This is a genomic window from Arthrobacter sp. FW306-1B-F12A, assembly GCF_058781865.1.
The window spans coordinates 22289-39275 of record NZ_JBYSXD010000045.1 but is presented as its reverse complement, the minus strand read 5'-3'; the positions used below and the strand labels follow the sequence as shown (position 1 = coordinate 39275).

19 protein-coding genes and 1 tRNA gene are annotated in these 16987 nt (G+C 64.2%); 8 read left to right on the top strand and 12 right to left on the bottom strand.

The genetic code is table 11. From position 1 onward, the window contains the following. Window positions 1-77: 77 nt before the first annotated feature. Window positions 78-350 carry a hypothetical protein gene (locus tag AC3WJU_RS18050; protein WP_492260512.1) on the top strand — a complete coding sequence of 91 codons (273 nt, stop codon included), beginning with the start codon at window positions 78-80 and terminating at the stop codon, window positions 348-350. Window positions 351-750: 400 nt separating this feature from the next. On the opposite strand, the gene AC3WJU_RS18045 is transcribed toward AC3WJU_RS18050, so the two are convergent. Further along, window positions 751-840 (bottom strand) — tRNA-Ser (locus AC3WJU_RS18045). 116 nt (window positions 841-956) lie between these two features. Between AC3WJU_RS18045 and AC3WJU_RS18040 the strand changes: the two genes are divergently transcribed. The 3 genes from AC3WJU_RS18040 to AC3WJU_RS18030 are packed head-to-tail and all read left to right on the top strand — an operon-like array spanning window position 957 to window position 3668. Further along, window positions 957-2009: a zinc-dependent alcohol dehydrogenase gene (locus AC3WJU_RS18040; protein ID WP_492260511.1), complete on the top strand. Its 1053-nt coding sequence runs from the start codon at window positions 957-959 to the stop codon at window positions 2007-2009. 2 nt (window positions 2010-2011) lie between these two features. Further along, a complete protein-coding gene (locus AC3WJU_RS18035) occupies window positions 2012-2407 on the top strand; it encodes a 6-pyruvoyl trahydropterin synthase family protein (protein WP_492260510.1) in 396 nt (131 codons plus the stop codon). A gap of 49 nt (window positions 2408-2456) precedes the next feature. Then, window positions 2457-3668, top strand: a complete 1212-nt coding sequence (locus AC3WJU_RS18030; RefSeq protein WP_492260509.1) for a DNA glycosylase AlkZ-like family protein — start codon at window positions 2457-2459, stop codon at window positions 3666-3668. A gap of 29 nt (window positions 3669-3697) precedes the next feature. Here AC3WJU_RS18030 and AC3WJU_RS18025 read toward each other — a convergent pair whose 3' ends face one another. From AC3WJU_RS18025 to tadA, 3 genes are all read right to left on the bottom strand, one after another. Continuing rightward, window positions 3698-3976 carry an acylphosphatase gene (locus AC3WJU_RS18025; protein ID WP_284988732.1) on the bottom strand — a complete coding sequence of 93 codons (279 nt, stop codon included), beginning with the start codon at window positions 3974-3976 and terminating at the stop codon, window positions 3698-3700. Next, window positions 3973-4359, bottom strand: coding sequence for a VOC family protein (locus AC3WJU_RS18020; protein ID WP_284988733.1), 387 nt, complete (start codon window positions 4357-4359; stop codon window positions 3973-3975). The genes AC3WJU_RS18025 and AC3WJU_RS18020 overlap by 4 nt, the downstream gene beginning before the upstream one ends. 80 nt (window positions 4360-4439) lie before the next feature. Continuing rightward, window positions 4440-4949, bottom strand: a complete 510-nt coding sequence (gene tadA / locus AC3WJU_RS18015; RefSeq protein ID WP_284988734.1) for a tRNA adenosine(34) deaminase TadA — start codon at window positions 4947-4949, stop codon at window positions 4440-4442. Window positions 4950-4972: 23 nt separating this feature from the next. Here tadA and upp point away from each other — a divergent pair, with 23 nt between their 5' ends. Next, complete coding sequence (gene upp / locus AC3WJU_RS18010) at window positions 4973-5608, top strand: uracil phosphoribosyltransferase (RefSeq protein WP_059388604.1); 636 nt, start codon at window positions 4973-4975, stop codon at window positions 5606-5608. Window positions 5609-5624: 16 nt separating this feature from the next. Here upp and AC3WJU_RS18005 read toward each other — a convergent pair whose 3' ends face one another. Continuing rightward, window positions 5625-6332, bottom strand: coding sequence for a TetR/AcrR family transcriptional regulator (locus AC3WJU_RS18005; RefSeq protein ID WP_492260508.1), 708 nt, complete (start codon window positions 6330-6332; stop codon window positions 5625-5627). Between the two features lie 101 nt (window positions 6333-6433). On the opposite strand from AC3WJU_RS18005, the gene AC3WJU_RS18000 reads away from it, so the two are divergent. The 3 genes from AC3WJU_RS18000 to AC3WJU_RS17990 all read left to right on the top strand — a co-directional run bounded on the left by AC3WJU_RS18000 (window position 6434) and on the right by AC3WJU_RS17990 (window position 9099). Then, a complete protein-coding gene (locus tag AC3WJU_RS18000) occupies window positions 6434-7864 on the top strand; it encodes an MFS transporter (RefSeq protein WP_492260507.1) in 1431 nt (476 codons plus the stop codon). A gap of 124 nt (window positions 7865-7988) precedes the next feature. Further along, window positions 7989-8366: a VOC family protein gene (locus AC3WJU_RS17995; protein WP_059388606.1), complete on the top strand. Its 378-nt coding sequence runs from the start codon at window positions 7989-7991 to the stop codon at window positions 8364-8366. 55 nt (window positions 8367-8421) lie between these two features. Next, on the top strand, window positions 8422-9099 hold the full coding sequence (locus tag AC3WJU_RS17990; protein WP_306962603.1) for an HAD-IA family hydrolase: 678 nt from the start codon (window positions 8422-8424) through the stop codon (window positions 9097-9099). On the opposite strand, the gene AC3WJU_RS17985 is transcribed toward AC3WJU_RS17990, so the two are convergent. From AC3WJU_RS17985 to AC3WJU_RS17955, 7 genes are read right to left on the bottom strand one after another with little or no spacing between them, the layout of a single operon-like run. Further along, the gene (locus AC3WJU_RS17985; RefSeq protein WP_441433432.1) at window positions 9034-10101 is read right to left on the bottom strand and encodes a LacI family DNA-binding transcriptional regulator; all 1068 of its coding nucleotides are present in this window, start codon (window positions 10099-10101) and stop codon (window positions 9034-9036) included. The two genes, AC3WJU_RS17990 and AC3WJU_RS17985, sit on opposite strands and share 66 nt — an antisense overlap. Continuing rightward, window positions 10098-11375: a neutral/alkaline non-lysosomal ceramidase N-terminal domain-containing protein gene (locus AC3WJU_RS17980; protein WP_492260506.1), complete on the bottom strand. Its 1278-nt coding sequence runs from the start codon at window positions 11373-11375 to the stop codon at window positions 10098-10100. Before AC3WJU_RS17980 ends, AC3WJU_RS17985 begins: the two co-directional genes overlap by 4 nt. Beyond that, entirely contained in the window at window positions 11372-12535 is a 1164-nt protein-coding gene (locus AC3WJU_RS17975; protein ID WP_492260505.1) for an N-acetylglucosamine-6-phosphate deacetylase, read from the bottom strand. Before AC3WJU_RS17975 ends, AC3WJU_RS17980 begins: the two co-directional genes overlap by 4 nt. Next, complete coding sequence (locus tag AC3WJU_RS17970; RefSeq protein WP_492260504.1) at window positions 12532-13296, bottom strand: sugar isomerase domain-containing protein; 765 nt, start codon at window positions 13294-13296, stop codon at window positions 12532-12534. The genes AC3WJU_RS17975 and AC3WJU_RS17970 overlap by 4 nt, the downstream gene beginning before the upstream one ends. Beyond that, window positions 13293-14042 carry a 6-phosphogluconolactonase gene (locus AC3WJU_RS17965; RefSeq protein ID WP_216363182.1) on the bottom strand — a complete coding sequence of 250 codons (750 nt, stop codon included), beginning with the start codon at window positions 14040-14042 and terminating at the stop codon, window positions 13293-13295. The genes AC3WJU_RS17970 and AC3WJU_RS17965 overlap by 4 nt, the downstream gene beginning before the upstream one ends. Further along, window positions 14039-15304 (bottom strand): AGE family epimerase/isomerase, encoded by a 1266-nt coding sequence (locus AC3WJU_RS17960; protein WP_059388612.1) that lies wholly within the window; start codon window positions 15302-15304, stop codon window positions 14039-14041. Before AC3WJU_RS17960 ends, AC3WJU_RS17965 begins: the two co-directional genes overlap by 4 nt. After that, window positions 15301-16833, bottom strand: a complete 1533-nt coding sequence (locus AC3WJU_RS17955) for a sodium:solute symporter family protein (RefSeq protein ID WP_059388613.1) — start codon at window positions 16831-16833, stop codon at window positions 15301-15303. The genes AC3WJU_RS17960 and AC3WJU_RS17955 overlap by 4 nt, the downstream gene beginning before the upstream one ends. Between the last annotated feature and the right edge of the window lie 154 nt (window positions 16834-16987).

The window sequence follows — 16987 nt, the reverse complement described above, 5'->3', positions numbered from 1 at the left end:
ATCGAATATGAAACAATCAACCGGACCGCGCTCACAGCGGCCTAAGACCCCGAGTCAACAAAAGCCGGGGCAGTCCCATGAATGGTTTTGAATCACTCGCAAAGGAACCAGCGGAGAAGGTGCGTCCAGCCTCCGTGGTCCCTGATCCGAACACAGTGACGGGACTGGATTGGGTGGTCGTCCAGATTGCGTACACCCCAAATGGAATGCTTACCGCACTTCAGGAGCTTCGCGGATGGTGGACTGGCAAGAACTATTTCAGCGTACCGGCGGACAAGCGCTGCCGGACCCGCGTCGTCACCATGGGCGAACAGGGTGAAGTTGTGGAGTTCGACACGTCAAACATTTGAGCAGTCGGTCAATGACGCTCTGATTCTGGGCACAAAAAATAGCCCCCGGCTACGAGTAACCCGCAAAGGGAAGATGGTAGCTGGGGACTATTTGTGTTTAACAGCTGACTCGCCAGATAGGACACCAATTAGGGCAACAAATGGGCCATCCCCTGAGGCATGGCCGCAGATCAGCGGCTCGAACCTCGTCAAACCGGGATGAGATGACCGAAGTCAGGACGGATACGGAACTTCCCTCACTAAGGTAAGGGCGAATGACACCGGCCATCGGGGTGATCGTCGCACTACAGCAGGTGCTTCAGTACCTCGTTGCGGCCGCAATTCCTCGAAACATGCACCAAAAATGCACCACGAAGCTCCTGAGAATGCAGAAAACCCCCGGTTTCCCGGGGGTTTTCATTGGCGGTGACGGTGGGATTTGAACCCACGTTGGCTTTTACACCAAACAACATTTCGAGTGTTGCACCTTCGGCCGCTCGGACACGTCACCAACTGAAATAGGGTACCGGAGTGGAGGCCCGTTCCCCAAAACGGCCGGGCGGCACCCGCTTAGTAAGTAGCCTTCCCTTTCGTAATCGCAGCCGCAGGACTAGATTCGCAAGCACGATGACTCTTCCACGAAACGCACCGCAGAACACGGACACCCAGAACACGCACCCCCAAACGGCCCTGGCCTACTGGACGGTCGGCCCGTGCCAAGGCGAGCTCCGCAGCGAGGACCTTCCGGCGCCGGCGCAGGGCGAGGCTGTGGTCCGTGCTTTGTACTCGGGAATCAGCAGGGGCACAGAGCTCGTGGTCCATGAAGCGCACGTGCCCACACGAACCGCGAAAGCGATGCGGGCCCCCCATCAAACCGGGGACTTTCCCGCGCCGGTCAAGTTCGGTTATCTATCGGTCGGAATAGTTGAACAAGGCCCCGAGGACTGGATCGGCCAGAATGTGTTTTGCCTGCACCCGCATCAAGACCGCTACGTCGTGCCGCTCACCTCACTCACCCGAATACCCGACGGCGTGCCGGAACGCCGCGCTGTGCTCACTGGCATCGCCGAAATCGCCCTCAACGCCCTTTGGGAGGCGGGGCCCCGCCTGGGTGACAGGATCGCCGTCGTCGGCGCCGGATTGGTGGGCGGCATGACCGCGGCGCTCCTGCGCGGTTTCCCGCTGGAGCGCTTGCAACTGGTGGAGACGGACCCGGCGAAGCGCGGGTTCGTGGAATCCCTGGGCGTGGAGTTCGTGCTCCCGGACGACGCGCATCAGGATTGCGACATCGTGTTCCACTGCTCGGCCACGGATGAAGGGCTGGCCCGTAGCCTGCAATTAGCGGGGGACGAGGGCGAGATCATTGAGATGTCCTGGTACGGGGACCGGAAGGTCTCCTTGCCGCTGGGGGAGGACTTCCACGCCCGGCGCCTCACCATCCGAGCCAGCCAGGTGGGAGTGGTGGCACGTTCGCGCCGGCATAGCCGTACCTCAAGAGAGCGGCTGGAACTGGCGGTCTCTCTGCTGCGGGACCCCATTTTCGACGCGTTCCTTACGGGAGAGTCGCAATTCGAGGAGCTGCCGGAGGTCTTCCAAGGCTTGGAAAACGGCGAGCTGGACGACCTTTGCCGAGTCATCAACTACCCCGGGACCCCGCAGCGGGAAGGAAACGAGGCATAACGATGTTCAGACTCACCGTCCGCCGGCACTTCATGATCGCCCACAGCCTTCCGCGGGAATCGTTCGGCCCGGCCCAAGGACTCCACGGAGCCACTTTCGTGGCCGAGGTGACATTCCGTCGGGCCAAACTGAACGACGATGCGATCGTCCTGGACATCGGCGCCGCTGGAACCATCGTGGACGAGGTGCTGGCCGGCCTCAACTACAAGAACCTCGACGAACACCCGGACTTCGCCGGACAGCTCACGACGACGGAAGTGCTGGCCCGCTTCATCGCTGAGGCGGTTGCAGCGAAAGTCCGCGAGAGCGACGACGGCGGTGCGCTCGCCGGCGTCGACGTCCTCCTCCGGGAACATCCCGACGCCTGGGCAGGCTTCTCGCTGGATTTCGAGTGGTAGCTCGCGCGGGACCGCCCCGGATGGCGGATAAACGGTGCAGAATGGGGCCATGACGTCCGCCGTGCTTTCCACCCAAACGCTCACCCCGGAACTCCTCCGCGCCTGGGCGTGGCACAGACAGGGCCTGGACGGTTCCCTCTCCGGCAAGACGTCCGAGGAAGTCCTGGATCGCGCTGGCTGGGCCCGCTCGGTGGGCGGTGCCAACCCCTACCTGACGCTCTTCGCCCGGGCGGGGATCCGGCGCGAACAGGTCGATCGCGACGTCGCCGAGTTGAGGATCCACGAGCTCCCCACGGCCCGCGGTTGCACCTACGTCCTGGGCCGGAACGACTTCGCGTGGGGCCTCCAAGTCGGCCGGGACGCCGCGGTGGCGCCGTTCAAGGTCCTGGCCCGCCTCGGCGTCGAACGCGGTGAGATCACCCTCCTCGAAGAGCAAGTACTCCACACCCTCCTGGAATCCAGCGACCCCATGGATCCCAAGCAGCTCAGGGACGAGCTCGGCGAATCCGTCCGCAGCCTCGGCGAAGAAGGCAAGAAGAAAGGTGCGTCAACCACCCTGCCCACGGCGCTGGGGCTCCTCCAAGCCGATGGCCGCATCCGTCGCGTCCCCGTCAACGGCCGCCTCGACCAGCAGCGCTACGCCTACACGTCGTGGGTGCTGCCGCCCAGTGGCCTCGACGACGACGCCGCCCGGGCGCTTTTGATCGAACGGTACCTGCGCTGGACTGGCGGAGCGACGTTCAAGCAGAGCCAATGGCTTACGGGCTTCACCGTCGCGCAGAGCAAGGCGGCGCTGGCCGCCGTCGGCGCCGTCGAAGTGACGACGGCGGCAGGCGAGCCGCTCTGGATGCTGCCCGACGACGTCGAGCACCTTTCCGCGTTCACGGCGCCGCAGGAGGAACAGATCCAGCTTCTGGCCGGGACGGATTCTTTGGTACTGCTGCGCAGGAATTCGGCGGACATGCTGGCCGAAGGAGATCGGGGCCGGAAGATCCTGGACACCACGCTGGCACTGCAGGCGGACCTGTCCGACCACCCGATCCTGGACCGGGGACGGATCATCGGGCTGTGGCAATTCGATCCGGGCAAGGAACGGATCGCGGCATGGACGTTCGACAAGCCCACTGCGGCCGTCACCCAGCGGATCAATGAGGTGGAGAGCTGGATCCGCGAAGACCTCGGCGATTTCCGCTCGTTCAGCCTGGACTCGCCGGCATCGCGACAAAAACGCATCGACGCCCTGGACAGTGCCAATTCATAAGGCGAACGCTGGTCTCAGGTTGGAGTGCTTCAGTCCACCCAGAATCCGGAGAACTCGCCGGTGGCTTGCGTGAAGGTGGCGTCCACGTGTTTTACGCGGCCGGGGGCGTCCCGGGACTGCAGCCATTCCAGCAGGGAATCGACGGCTTCACGGTCACCCTCTGCGATGACCTGCACTGAGCCGTCCAACTGGTTGGCCGCTTCCCCGGTCAGTCCGAGCGATCGGGCTTGGTGCATTGTGGAGTACCGGAAACCCACGCCCTGGACGCGGCCGGTCACCATCGCCGTGACGCGCACCGGGGAACTCATGCGGCACCCGATCCATACGGCCTCGTGATCGCCTCGAGGAAATGACCGTCCGGATCGGCGAAGTAGACGCCGCGTCCGCCGTCGTTGTGGTTGATCTGCTGGGGGCGTGAGCGTGCAGGATCGGCCCAGTAGGGGATGCCCTCAGCCTGGATCCGGGCGAAGATCCCGTCGAAGTCGTCCTCGCTGACCAGGAAGGCATAGTGCTGGGGAGAGATGGGCCGGTCCGCCGTGGCGAAATCGAGGGCGACTCCATGGTCAAAGGCCACGGTCATGAAGGACCACATGGCTTGCGGCTTCGGAAGCCCAAACACCTTGGCGAGGAACTCCGCGGAACGGCGTTTGTCCGTCGAATAGACGATGGTGTGGTTGAACGAGACGGTCATGAGGTCCTCCTCAGGTGTGCTGCCTGAGACCATCTGACGTCCAACACCTCACAATTTCAAGGGCGATCCGGAGGCAGCTGCTATTTCCGGTGGGCCGCGAAGAAATCGCGCAACAGAGCCGAGCATTCCTCTTCGCGCACGCCTGCGTACACCTCCACCCAGTGGTTGAGCCGGCGTTCCCTCAGGATGTCGAACACCGATCCGGCAGCCCCGGCCTTCTCATCCCAGGCGCCGAAGACCACCCGCGGAATCCGGGCCAGCACAATGGCTCCGGCGCACATCGCGCACGGCTCCAGCGTCACCACGAGGGTGCAGTCCTCGAGCCGCCAGCCGTCTCCGCCCTCGCCGAGTTCAAGGGCATGGCGCTGCAGGGCCGCGGCCGCCTCGCGGATGGCAACGATCTCGGCGTGCGCCGTCGGGTCGCCGTGCGCTTCCCGTTCGTTCCGCCCGGCACCCAGCACGCCGCCGTCGGGCCCCAGGACGACGGCGCCGATCGGCACATCCTCCGTATGCAGCGCCCGCCGGGCCTCGTCCAGGGCCAGACCCATCCAGGCCGCGTGCTCTGCGTGATAAGGCTCGTTGGTGCTCATGCCTCAATGATAGTTTTGGAGTCATGCGCACACTCGTCGTGGACCACCCGCTGGTCGCTCACAAGCTCACCGTTCTGCGGGATAAGAACACTCCTTCACCGGTCTTCCGGCAACTCACCGAAGAACTTGTCACTTTGCTGGCCTACGAGGCCACCCGCGAAGTCAGGACTGAAGCGGTAGAGATCGAAACCCCTGTCACCAAGGCGATCGGCACCGCCTTCACGAAGCCGACGCCGCTGGTGGTCCCCATCCTGCGCGCAGGCCTTGGCATGCTCGAGGGCATGACCAAGCTGGTACCCACCGCTGAAGTCGGTTTCCTGGGCATGGCCCGCGACGAAGAGACCCTCGACATCATCACCTACGCCGAGCGCCTCCCCGAAGACCTCACCGGACGCCAGATCTTCGTGCTGGACCCCATGCTCGCCACCGGCGGCACCCTGCGCGAAGCCATCAAGTTCCTCTTCAAGCGCGGCGCTTCGGACGTCACGTGCATCTGCCTGCTCGCGGCCCCCGAGGGCCTGGCCAAGTTGGAAGAAGAGCTTTCCGAAGCCAACGTCAAGATCGTCCTCGCGTCGATCGACGAGAGGCTCAACGAAAAGGCCTACATCGTTCCGGGCCTGGGCGACGCCGGAGACCGCCTGTACGGCGTGGCTGGCTAGGGAGTCCGGCTAGCTACTAACCCGCGCGGCGCTGGGCCTTGCTTGCCTTGAGCACCATGGGCAGCTTGGACCGAAGGGTGCACTCAAGCAACTCCTCGGCAGTCTCGTCCTGCTCGTAGACTTCCGGCAGGCGGATGCCGATCAGGGTGTTCATGAGCATGCCCTGCGCAAGGAAGTCGCGGGAGGTTTCGGGGGACAGGCCGGCTTCGTCGCGCACCAGGCGGTAAATATCCAGGAATCCTTCCCTGGCGCGTGCCCCGATGGCGGGTTCATGGCCGGCGACGGAGGCCTGCATCAGCATCATGAGAATGCCGCGATCCTCGATCAGGTCGGCGTAGGCGATGGCCATGAGCTGCTTGAGCTGTTCCGGGCGGCCGCTCCCGGCGGCAGGATCGAGGTGCCGCAATTCTCCGGCGAGTTCTCCGGCGTCGTACGCTGCGATGACGTCGCGGAACGCGCGCAGCAGCTTGCCTTGGGCGCGATCCAAGGCCTCCAGGAACAGTGTCTCCTTGGTGCCGAACATCCGCACGACATACGGCTGGCTGATGCCCGCAGCCTTTGCCACTTGGTCCGTGGTGGAACCAGCGTAGCCACGCTCGGCGAACACGCCGGTGGCAGCTTCCAGGATCAGTTCGCGCCGCTGCGCCGCAGGTATGCGTTCGGCAGTTGCCTTGCTGCTTGAGCCCGATTCCGGGGCGCCTGTGCCCCCTGTTTTCTTCGCCACACTTGACATGTTATCAGTCGATAACTAACTTTGGGCCTTAAGTAATCATTCGATTACAACAACCCGATTCAGCGGCACCTCAGAGACCCCGTGGAGTCATCATGAAACGCACCATTCCCGTTTGGCTGGCCATTGTGGCGGCCTCTCTCCCCGTCTTCATGGCCACACTGGACAACCTCGTGGTCACCAACGCACTGCCCGTCATGCACAAGGCCCTCGGCGCGAGCGTTGAGGAACTGCAGTGGATCGTTAATGCCTACTCCCTGAGCTTCGCGGCGTTCATGTTGCTGGCCGTCGGCATGGGTGACCGCTTCGGCCGCCGTCACGTGTTCATCGCGGGCCTTGCCATCTTCACCCTCGCGTCCGCAGCGGCAGCCGTCAGCACGGATCCGTTGCAGCTCATCGCCGCCCGCGCGGTCCAGGGCGTTGGCTCCGCAGCGCTCATGCCGCTATCGCTCACCCTGCTGGTGGGCTCGGTCAGCGACAAGCTGCGCCCGCTCGCCATCGGCATCTGGGGCGGAGTCTCCGGCCTGGGTGTCGCACTGGGGCCGCTGATCGGCGGCGCAGTCGTGGAAGGCTGGAGCTGGGAAGCGATCTTCTGGCTCAACGTGCCCATCGGCATCCTGTCGATTCCTCTGGCGCTCTTCGCGCTGCCGAACAGCTTCGGCGCCCGCGTCCGCGCCGACGTCGTAGGCCTTCTTCTTTCCGGACTTGGCCTCCTGGGGCTCGTCTTCGGCATTGTCCGGGGGAACGACGCCGGCTGGTCCAGTGCCGAAGTCCTCGCCGGCTTGATCGGTGGCGGCGTCCTGCTGCTTGCCTTCGTTCTGTGGGAATCCCGGGTCGCTGCGCCACTGCTTCCGCTCCGGCTGTTCCGCGACCGCAGCTTCACCGTGGCAAACCTGATCGGCTTGACCTTCAGCTTCGGGATCTTCGGGTCTGTCTTCATCCTCATCCAGTTCCTGCAGGTAGTACAGGGCCACGGACCCCTCGCAGCAGGCGTCATGACGATGCCCTGGACCTTGGCGCCCATGTTCGTGGCACCGCTTGCCGGCCTGTTGGCCCCGCGGCTTGGCACCAGGACCCTGATGATTGCGGGCCTCGTGCTGCTGACAGCGGGCATGTTCTGGCTGGCCGGAGTCCTTTCCGCGACCGTCCCTTATGAAACCCTGGTGCCGGGCTTTGTTGCGGCCGGAATCGGCATGGGCCTGGTTTTCGCCCCGATGTCGACGGCGGTGCTCGCCAACATGCGCGCCGAGGACCACGCGAAGGCGAGCGGAACCAACTCCACCCTTCGGGAGATCGGTGTGGCCCTGGGCGTAGCCGTCCTGACGGCAGTCTTCACGGGAGCCGGCGGCAAACTCACTCCCACGGGCTATGTGGACGCAGCCATTCCCGCCGTCTACGTGGGTGCGTCTGTGCTGGTCCTCGCCACGTTGGCGGCGTGGCTCCTCCCGTCCCGCGCCCACGCACGCAGCCTGGCGGCTGGAGCGGAAGCGGGCGCCCCCGTCGAACCCTCCCTGCAAAACGCCTAACCAGCCGAACTCGTCAACGCGGGGTCACTTACGGCCCAATTCGAGCAGCAACATGGGCCGTAAGTGACCCAGCGTTGTGCTCCGCCCCTACCGGTTTTCGGGCTCCGCCGATAGCCTTTGGCGCATGGACTGGAAACTTGAACTTGTGTTTGTCCCCGTGTCCGATGTGGACCGCGCCAAGGATTTCTACGTCAACAAAGTGGGCTTCAACGCCGACTACGACGAGCGGCCCATGGACGGTATTCGCTTCGTCCAACTGACTCCGCCCGGCTCGGCCTGCTCCATCTGCATCGGCGAGGGCCTCAACGACGCCCCTCCAGGCACCGCTCCCAGCCTGCAAATGGTGGTGGGGGATATCCAGGAGGCCCACAGCCAGCTCAAGGCCAACGGCGTGGAAGTCAGCGACATCGACATCCAGGATTGGGGCCACTTTGTGTACTTCGCCGATCCGGACGGCAACAAATGGGCCGTTCAGTACATCCCCCACCGGCCCAACGGCTAGGACTCACACCGTAAGAGTTGGGCCGCAGACCGGCTTCAGCAGGCAGGATGGATGCATGAACCTGCCTGCTGAAGCCGTGAAAACCCTGACCGTCCGGGCTGTCCTCTTCGACATGGACGGAACCTTGGTGGACTCCACCGCGATCGTGGAGGAAGTCTGGAGCGAATTCGCGGGCCGGTACGGACTGGATATCGAGGAGATCCTGCGGACTTCACACGGTGTCCAAGCCAAGGACACGGTGCGCCGTTTCGCACCCGCCGGAGCTGACATCGACGCGCTCGCGGAGGAACTCGGCGAGATGGAACGGACCCGGACGGACGGGATCGTTGCGTTGCCCGGAGCCGCGGAACTGTTGCGGTCCTTGCCTGCCGACGCCGTCGCCATGGTCACCTCGGCCGATCGGATCCTTGCCGGGGTGCGCATGCAGGCAGCCGGACTCGAGATGCCCGCGACCACTGTTACCTCCGAGGCCGTGACCCGTGGCAAACCGCACCCGGAAGGCTACCTCAGGGCCGCAGCGCTGCTGGGTGCCGAGCCGGCCGACGTCGTCGTCTTCGAAGATGCCCCCGCGGGCATCGCTTCCGCCCGTGCGGCCGGAATGCGGACCGTGGTGGTGGGCGACGCCGGCGGCGAGGCGGCGGATGGGCTGTGGCAGATCGCGGACTATTCAGCTGTCACTGCCACGGCGAGCCTGGACGCTTCCGGTCGATGGGTGATCGAGCTCCGGTTCTAGCGTCAGCGGGCTGGATGCGGGACGGACCGGTCCTGTTGTTCCCCTGAGGACGAGGGTTCCCTCGAAGATGATCCTTGCGCCCGTCAGGCTGGTTGAGCCTGGGTTCTCGGAGAGGGCAGCGACGGCGCGCCGGGCTGCAGCACCGACATTGACCGCGATCGTCGAAAGGGCAGGAAACGTTTCGGTCGCGAGGGTGTCGTCGCATCCGATGACGCTCAAGTCCTTCGGGACGTCAACGCCCGCGGCAGCGAACCCGCCCATCAAGCCGTGCGCGATCACGTCGTCGAAAGCGATGACTGCGGTGACTCCGGACGCTGCCACCGAATCGCTCAGAGCCTTCGCGGCGTCATAGGTGCCCGGGTCCGCACTGAAGTGCATGACCTCGAGGGCGTGGGCCTTCGAGAAGTTGTCCACGGCCGAGCGGCGCTGCTTGTTTGCCCATGATTGTGGTGGCCCGCCGACGTAGGCGATGCGGCGGTGGCCGAGCCCGGACAGGTGCGTCAGACCGGAGCGGATGGCGGCCGTAGTGTCCAGGAGGATCCGGTACGTCTCCGGAACATCGCGGTTGATGAAGGCTACCCGCTGGGAATCGGCGATTTGCCGGATGCGGGACGAAGCGAGCCGGGAAGATACGACGATCAACCCTTCGACCTGGGGCGCCATCCGTGAGATGAGGCGGTCTTCCCGGGTGGGGTCTTCATCCGTGTCCGCCAAGAACACGGACAGTCCGAGGTCGCTCGCGTAGTTTTGGGCCGCGCGGACCAGTGGAGGGAAGAACGGGTTGGCGATGTCCGGCACGATGAGTCCGATAGCGCCGGCGCGTCCTGTCGAGAGGGCGCGAGCGTGATGGTTCGGTACGTAGCCGGCGGCTTCGGCAGCCTTTTGAACCATTGCCACCGTCTCGGGCTTGAGCAGGTTTGGCCGGGTAAAGGCCCTGGACACGGTTGAGGGGGCTATGCCGAGTTCGGCCGCCAATTGCGTGATGGTTGGACGGCCCGTCATTGGGGCTCACCCACGAGCTCCAATGCGGCACGGACCAGGGCTTCCGCGCTGCCAGGCGCGAAGGGGGCAGGCATACCGTAATAGCGGTGCGCGTCCTCCACTTCGTATCCTCCGAAGTCATATTCGTCCGCGCTCGGGAAGTATCCGGGGCACCCGTTGGTGTAGCCCGTGACGAATACGGGCCCTTCGAGCTCGGAGGCGATGGCTTCCGTTGCGGCCAAGAATGGTTCTCCGGGTAGTCCTACGAGGGTCAGGCCCTGCCAGTTGAAGACGCTCACTGGCGCGCGCCAGGACATTTTGTCGTCGGGACCGCGGTCCATCGCCCACTGCATCCACGTGTTGAGAAGGGATCGCCGGCCCGGATCGGCAGAAACCGCTTCGGCCTCCCACTGCCGGCCCAACGCCGAGGGGGAAACCGCGTCGCGCGCATTCATTGCGACGCCGACGGTCCTCCGGGCCGCCGAGGTCTCCCGGGAACCGAAGACCGGCAATAGCGGGGTCCCCAACGCGGATGCCGCCACATGTTCTCCGATCTTTCGCGCCTGCTCCATCGTCCTGCCCGTTGAGCCGGAAAGCGAGTACGACGCGTCGGCACGATGGCCCGAGTTGATGTCACCGGCGGTCCCGGGCAGGAAAAGGGCCACTGAGCCTGGGGAACGTTCCTCCAGGACGCTCCTGGTGAACGCCGGATAGTCGCCGCTGATGAGCCGGTTTTCCGGACCCAGGACCACCGGGTGGCACGGATAGAGCAGGATCCAGGCAAGCACTTGTCCGGCTTCGTCGCTGAATGTGGCGACTTGGACGGGCGGGTCCACGGCACGTTCGGGATGGCGTCGGTTCCTGGCAATGTCCACTCCGCGCGATTCGCCGTAGTGCAAGGTGGCAGGCTGTTGGGAGGCCAACGCGGTCTCGGCGGCCTCGTGGCAAGCCACGACTATCTCCTCCAGGAGACCCGGGTCATGGCCTCCGAGTCGGCCCGGCATAACGCACGGACCTGCGTGGGTATGCGTCGCGGTGATCGCGACACGTTCCGGCATGAAGGGCAGGCCGCGTGCGATGCGGGTGCATGTGTCTTCGTGCAGGCCGCACACATCCACGGTGATCCAGCACGTGTCATCGACAGCCAACGCCCGGACGGTCAGGGGATCGTGGACACCGGTGCTCGGTTCAGTCCTCGCCGCGAATCCGGCCATTGGGGTACCTGCGGGCGGCGAGATCCCGACGACGGCGGCGCCCACCCTCAGGACGCCCTGCTCGGCTTGGGGGGTGCTCATTCCGGTCCGCCGGATACTTTCCGGCCGGACTGGATGACCTCGGTAATGGTCCCGGCTCCGGGTCCCTCCCCGGTGATCAGGACGAAATCTGCCGGGGAACCGACTCGAAGGTGGCCGAGCCCCGGCCGGGTGCCCGGAATCACCCGGGCGGGAGTGGACGTCACCATTTTGAGGGCTTCCGGTAGCTCCAGGCCGACGTTGCGGATCACGTTGCGGAATCCGTCCGGGAGGGTAGCGGCGGCCCCTGCGAGCAGGTCCGTACCCACGTGGGAGAGCCTCCCGCCAGGAGCGAGATCCACGAGGCCGCCCACGGAAGTGAGGTGGCGGCCAGGCGCGCTACCGGCCAGTGCGGTGCTGTCAGACACCAGATAAGCGCGCTCGGGGGTCTTTGCCCTGATCATGACTTTGAGCGTATCGCTGGGCAAGTGGTGGCCGTCCGCTATGAGTCCCGCCGTGAGCCGGTCGTCAGCGAGTTGAGTCCACAGGGCATTCGGATGCCTTGGCAGGGTGGTGGCGATGCCGTTGCCCAGATGGGTGGCCAGACCGGCTCCCGCGGTGATGGCAGCCGTGATTTGTTCAGGACTCGCGTGCGTATGTCCAATGGCCACTTCGACGCCGAGTTCGCGGATCCGGGCGATCTGGGCCGGCGCATCGGGCGTATGTGGGGAGACGGTGACGATGCCGACCATTCCGCTTGCGCGAAGCCAGCGCCGAATCTCATCTGCGTCCAAGGGACGGACGAAGGCGGCGTCGTGGACACCGCGGGGACCGTCCTGGTCCGAGATGAAAGGACCCTCGATGTGCACGCAGGGGATGGCTGCCCTGGTGGTCGGATCAATGTCGCAGGCACGCTTGATCTGTTCGAGCGCGACGGTGATTGCCTCCTCCGACGCTGTCACAATGGTCGGGACCCACGTGGTGACGCCCAGTTTCGCAAGCTCCGCGCTCAGGTTGATGATGGTTTGCGGCGAGACGTCGGCGGAGTTGACGTCCAGGCCGCCGTAACCGTTGACCTGGCCGTCGATAAATCCCGGCGCGATCACGGGCACCCCTTGGTCAGGGCCGATCTCCCGCACCGACAGGATGGTCGTGTCGTAGGCGATTTCTATGTTGATCCCCCGGTGGGGGTCTTTGCCCACGATCGTTTTGGGGTGTGTCACAGCTTGTGTACCCGTCCTTTGAAACGTGAAATGAACTGCTGGTTGGCTTCGTCCCCGCCTGGAGCATTTCCCGATCGCCACAATGGCGGCTCAATGCCGATTTCGTTCAGCTTGCCGATGGTGGACATCATGAGCCAGTTGAGGGTGAAGGCGTTGGCGAAGGTGGACACTGCGGCCGTTTTTTCCTTTGCCCCGGGGACCTCCATGACGGCGTCCCCGACCGGAACCTTCGTGTCGATGTGGTGGTCGACGACGTCGTGCAGGTTCAGTTTTTGCGGATGCCGTGCGGGGTGGTCACCGGCTGTTTCCTCCGCGTGCTCGCGCGAGGAAACGCCGATGGTCGTGACCGATAGTTCGCGTGCCGTCAGCGCCGCGTCAATGAGCGCGCTATTGATGCCGTAGGCGTTGACCAGGATGAGGACATCCCCGGGTCCGAGGCCCGCGTCTTCGATGACGATCCGGCCGTAACCTGGAGTCCGTTCCATGGCCATAGAGCGGAGGGCACCGCCGGAGAGCAGGGTGCCTTCGTCCAAAATAGCCGAGACGTGCATCAACCCGCCTGCCCGGAAGAATACTTCCTGGCTTGCCAGGTTCGAATGACCGCCCGGGCCGTAGATGTGGACCAGTTCGTCCTTGGCTACCTGGGCCGCGAGAATGTCCGCGGCGACTCTGATGTTTTCGGCTTCCTCCAGGCGGATCCGCCCGAGGAGCTCGGTGATTTTTCCAAGGTAGTCGCCCGAGAGCTGCTCATTTGAGTTCATCGCGGATCGGATTCGGCGTCGAGGTAGATGGTGACGTTGGGGTGCGTGCGCAGCGCAGTACCCGGATGGTCTCCGCTGATCGGCTGGTTCAGGGTGTTGTGGACGGCGGTCCTTTTGGCACGGCCTGGCACGGAGGCGATGATTTCGGAGGCATGCAGCAAACGCGGGATGGAGACGGTGATGGCGCGCTGCGGAACGTCGTCGAAACCGGCGAAATGCCCTTCGTCCACCTGTTGCTGGCGGCTTACTTGGTCCAGGTTGATGACGCGGGCGGGCAGCGGGTCGGCGAGGTCGGCCGGGGGATCGTTGAAGGCAAGATGGCCGTTGACCCCCAATCCGAGCAAGACGAGGTCAAAGGGATCTTGGCCCATCAACGTGCCATAGCGCTCCGCTTCGTCTTGGGCAGGGTTCCCCGGGTTGATGCGGTGAAAGGTGGTGGGCGGAAGGAAGCTGAAGAACGTACGTTGCAGCCAGTTTCCGAATCCTTGGGGTGCGTCCGGCTCGAGCGCGAGGTAGTCGTCCATGTGGAAACACGTTATGCGGCTCCAATCGATGCCGGGCTCCTGGACGAGCGCCTGAAGCGTTGCCTCCTGGCTGGGAGCTGCTGCGAGCATCAGCCGGACCTCCCGCTGGTTCCGGAGCGCCTTGCGCAGCGTTTCCGCTGCATGCGCGCCGGCGTGTTCCCCCAGTGCGGCCCGGTCCGGGTGTGTGGAAACGACAGGGCTGTAAGTGGTCAGTGCTGTCACGTGTGTGTCCTTCGGGTTTCTAGTTCAGTAGTCAGGAGGAGGGATCGGGCTATATGGAAGGGGTCCTTGACGGGCAGCGCCACCACCTTGTCGAGGGGCTTCCCCTCGCGGTCGCGGATTTGCAGCCACTCCTGGCCGGAGGGATCCGGAAAGGTGCCGAGGGTGTAGGACCAGATCCGCTCATGCCAATCCAGGAGGTCGGGCCGCCCGAAACGCTCGGCGAGCAGCCTGGTTGCGTAGAGGGCCTCAACCTGGACCCACCACAGCTTGGTGTCCCACGTTTGGGTCACCAACGTTTCGTAGGGGTCGTTGCCGAAAAGCCTGCCCCGCGGTTCATCCCCGGTGCTGTCGACGTATCGGAAGATGCCGCCATGCTGGTCATCCCAACCCGCTTCCAGGGCGCGGATGGCAAGGTCCGGTAGCCAATCCGGAATACGTGGCGCAAGTCCGGGCACTATTTCGGCGGCTTCCATGACCATCCAGAGCATCTCCAACAAGTGGCCGGGGGTGCGGTGGCGGGCCAGGAGCGTGTCCAGGTCATCGCTACTGTCAGGCCGGTATTCCCACCAGGTGTCGGCCTTCCACATGCCTTCGGAGGATCCGTCGCCGAGCAGCTGGGAAAGCGCGGCACCGGCTGTTTCGGCGCTTTCAACAGAGCCGCAGGCCAAATGGAGTTGGGCGCCCACATTCAGGAGCAGCATCAGCCCGGCCGCGTCCTTGAATCCGGCGCGGACGGGGTAGGGCTCGGACGGAGCCTTCCGGGCCTCGATTCTTTCTTCGGCGTGGGCGAGAAGCGCATGGGCTGATTGGAGCCACTCGTCACGTTCGCGGCCAGCCGCTTCGGGAAGCCGGGCTGCACCCGCCAGGCCCAAGCCCGCAAAGAGGTCGGCCAGTACGCTGACGGCGATCTCCCCTTGCGGCCCGGACGGTAGCGCCTGCCCCTCAGCCGATGTGCGGTATGCCGTCACGCTGCCGTCCAAGATGGCGTGTTCTTGGATGAACCTGGCCGTTTCAATCGACAAGGCAGCCCACAACTGGGGATTTTCCGCGATGATCCCGTCCCCGCTGTCAAACGCAATCCTTGAACAGAGCCAAGCCCAGCGGCCTTGGGACCACGTATATTTCTCGTTCGAAAGCAACCGCCCTGCGTTGGAAAAGCAGGTGAAAACCCCTCCGTTTTCCCTGTCCACCCCGTTCTCGAGCCACCAAGGGAGGACTCCCTTGAGCAGCTGATCCCGTATTTCGGATCCAGTTGCGCTCATGCCACGGTGCTTTCGACTGGAATCGATGTGGCCGGCTCAAGGTCCCGGTCAAGGGACTCGACAAGGGCGTCGGATGCTTCGTTGTGCCACGGGCGCAGCCAGCCGAAGACGCAATAGACGATCGCCGAGGCAAGCACCGGAGCGGCCACGTTGATTGTCTGCGCACTGGCCGTGCCCAGGCTCGCGATGGGAGCGGCCAAAGCGTACTTTGCGAGTGCGAAAACGAGCAAACCGGTGGCCCAGGAGAACAGGGCTGCAGATGGGCCGCAGCGCCGGAACGGGCGCAACATCCCCAACAGCATGGGAACGGCGATCGGCCCCACCAAGGCACCGAACCAGAGGATGATCAGGCCCAGGACCCCGCCGAATGAATCCGCGCTCAGGGCGATGACCATCGACAATCCGATGAACAGGAACGTGGAAATCCGGCCACCCAGTAGTTCCGCCCGCGACGTCAGGGGCTGCCGGGAACCGCGCAGCGCAGGGATGATGTCCCGGATGACGACGGCGGAAATCGCGTTGGCGTCCGAAGACGTCATGGCCATGGTGTGTGAGAACATTCCGGCGACGACCAACCCCACCAGGCCGGCCGGCAGCAGTTGCTGGGTCAGGAGCGCATAAGCCTGATCCGGGTGCGTCAGATTGGGCAGGATCAGCGGCGCGGCCCACATCGGGAAGAAAAGCACCAGAGGCCACACGAGATACAGTGCGCCCGAAAGCAGGACTGATTTGCGGGCCGCTGAGCCGGACGGAGCGGCGATGAAGCGTTGAGCCAGGTTCCAGGTTCCGCCGTTGTAGGAAATAGTGCTGATCAGGCAATAGGCGAGGAAGAATCCGATGGTGTAGTCCCCCGCGAATGGCTGTGAGTGCGAGGCCGGCAGACGGGACCAGATTCCCGCGATCGAGGAAACGCCCCCGAGCTTGGCCACGGCGAAGATAAGCATCGCAATGCCCGCTACGGACTGGATGATGAACTGGCCCATATCCGTCAATGCGTCCGCCCACAAACCGCCAATGGTCGAATAGATGAGCGTGACCCCGCCAACGATCAGGATGCCAACGGCGATCGGAACCCCGGCGAACACGTTCAGCAGGATCGCGCTGGCCGCCCATTTGGCCGCAACATCGAAGACTTTCAATGCGGCACCGGACCAAGCCAGTACTTGCTGCGCGGGCAGGTTGTAGCGCGTAGCCAGGTATTCGAGCGGGGAGATGATTCCCAAACGCTGCCTCAGGCGCGGCCAGCGCGGGGCGAAGAAGACAGCGCCAACAAGGCAGGCGATGGTGATGGTGAGCGCCCACCAGACATACAGTGCGAATCCGGTGGTGTAGGCGATGGCGGCGTAGGCCACGAAGACAGCTGCCGAATAGCCGGACATGTGGTGGGAGATTCCCGCCAGCCACCACGGCATCTTCCCGCCGGCTGTGAAGAAGTCCGCGGCGTTTTTCACTCGGCTCTTGGCCCACCAGCCGATCCCTATCATGACGACGAAGTAGGCCCCTAAAACGAGCCAGTCGGCGAAATACATACATCCTCCTTGATGCAACGAAAGCTTGGAAATGGGATCTGCAGTGGCGTCCACTTTTCTCTGCAAACGTTTGCAAAACAAGGGTCTTTTTGAAAGTTTTCTTGCGGGGCCTGGAGGGCGACAGAAAGGCTGTGGCTGTGACCTCGGATTACTC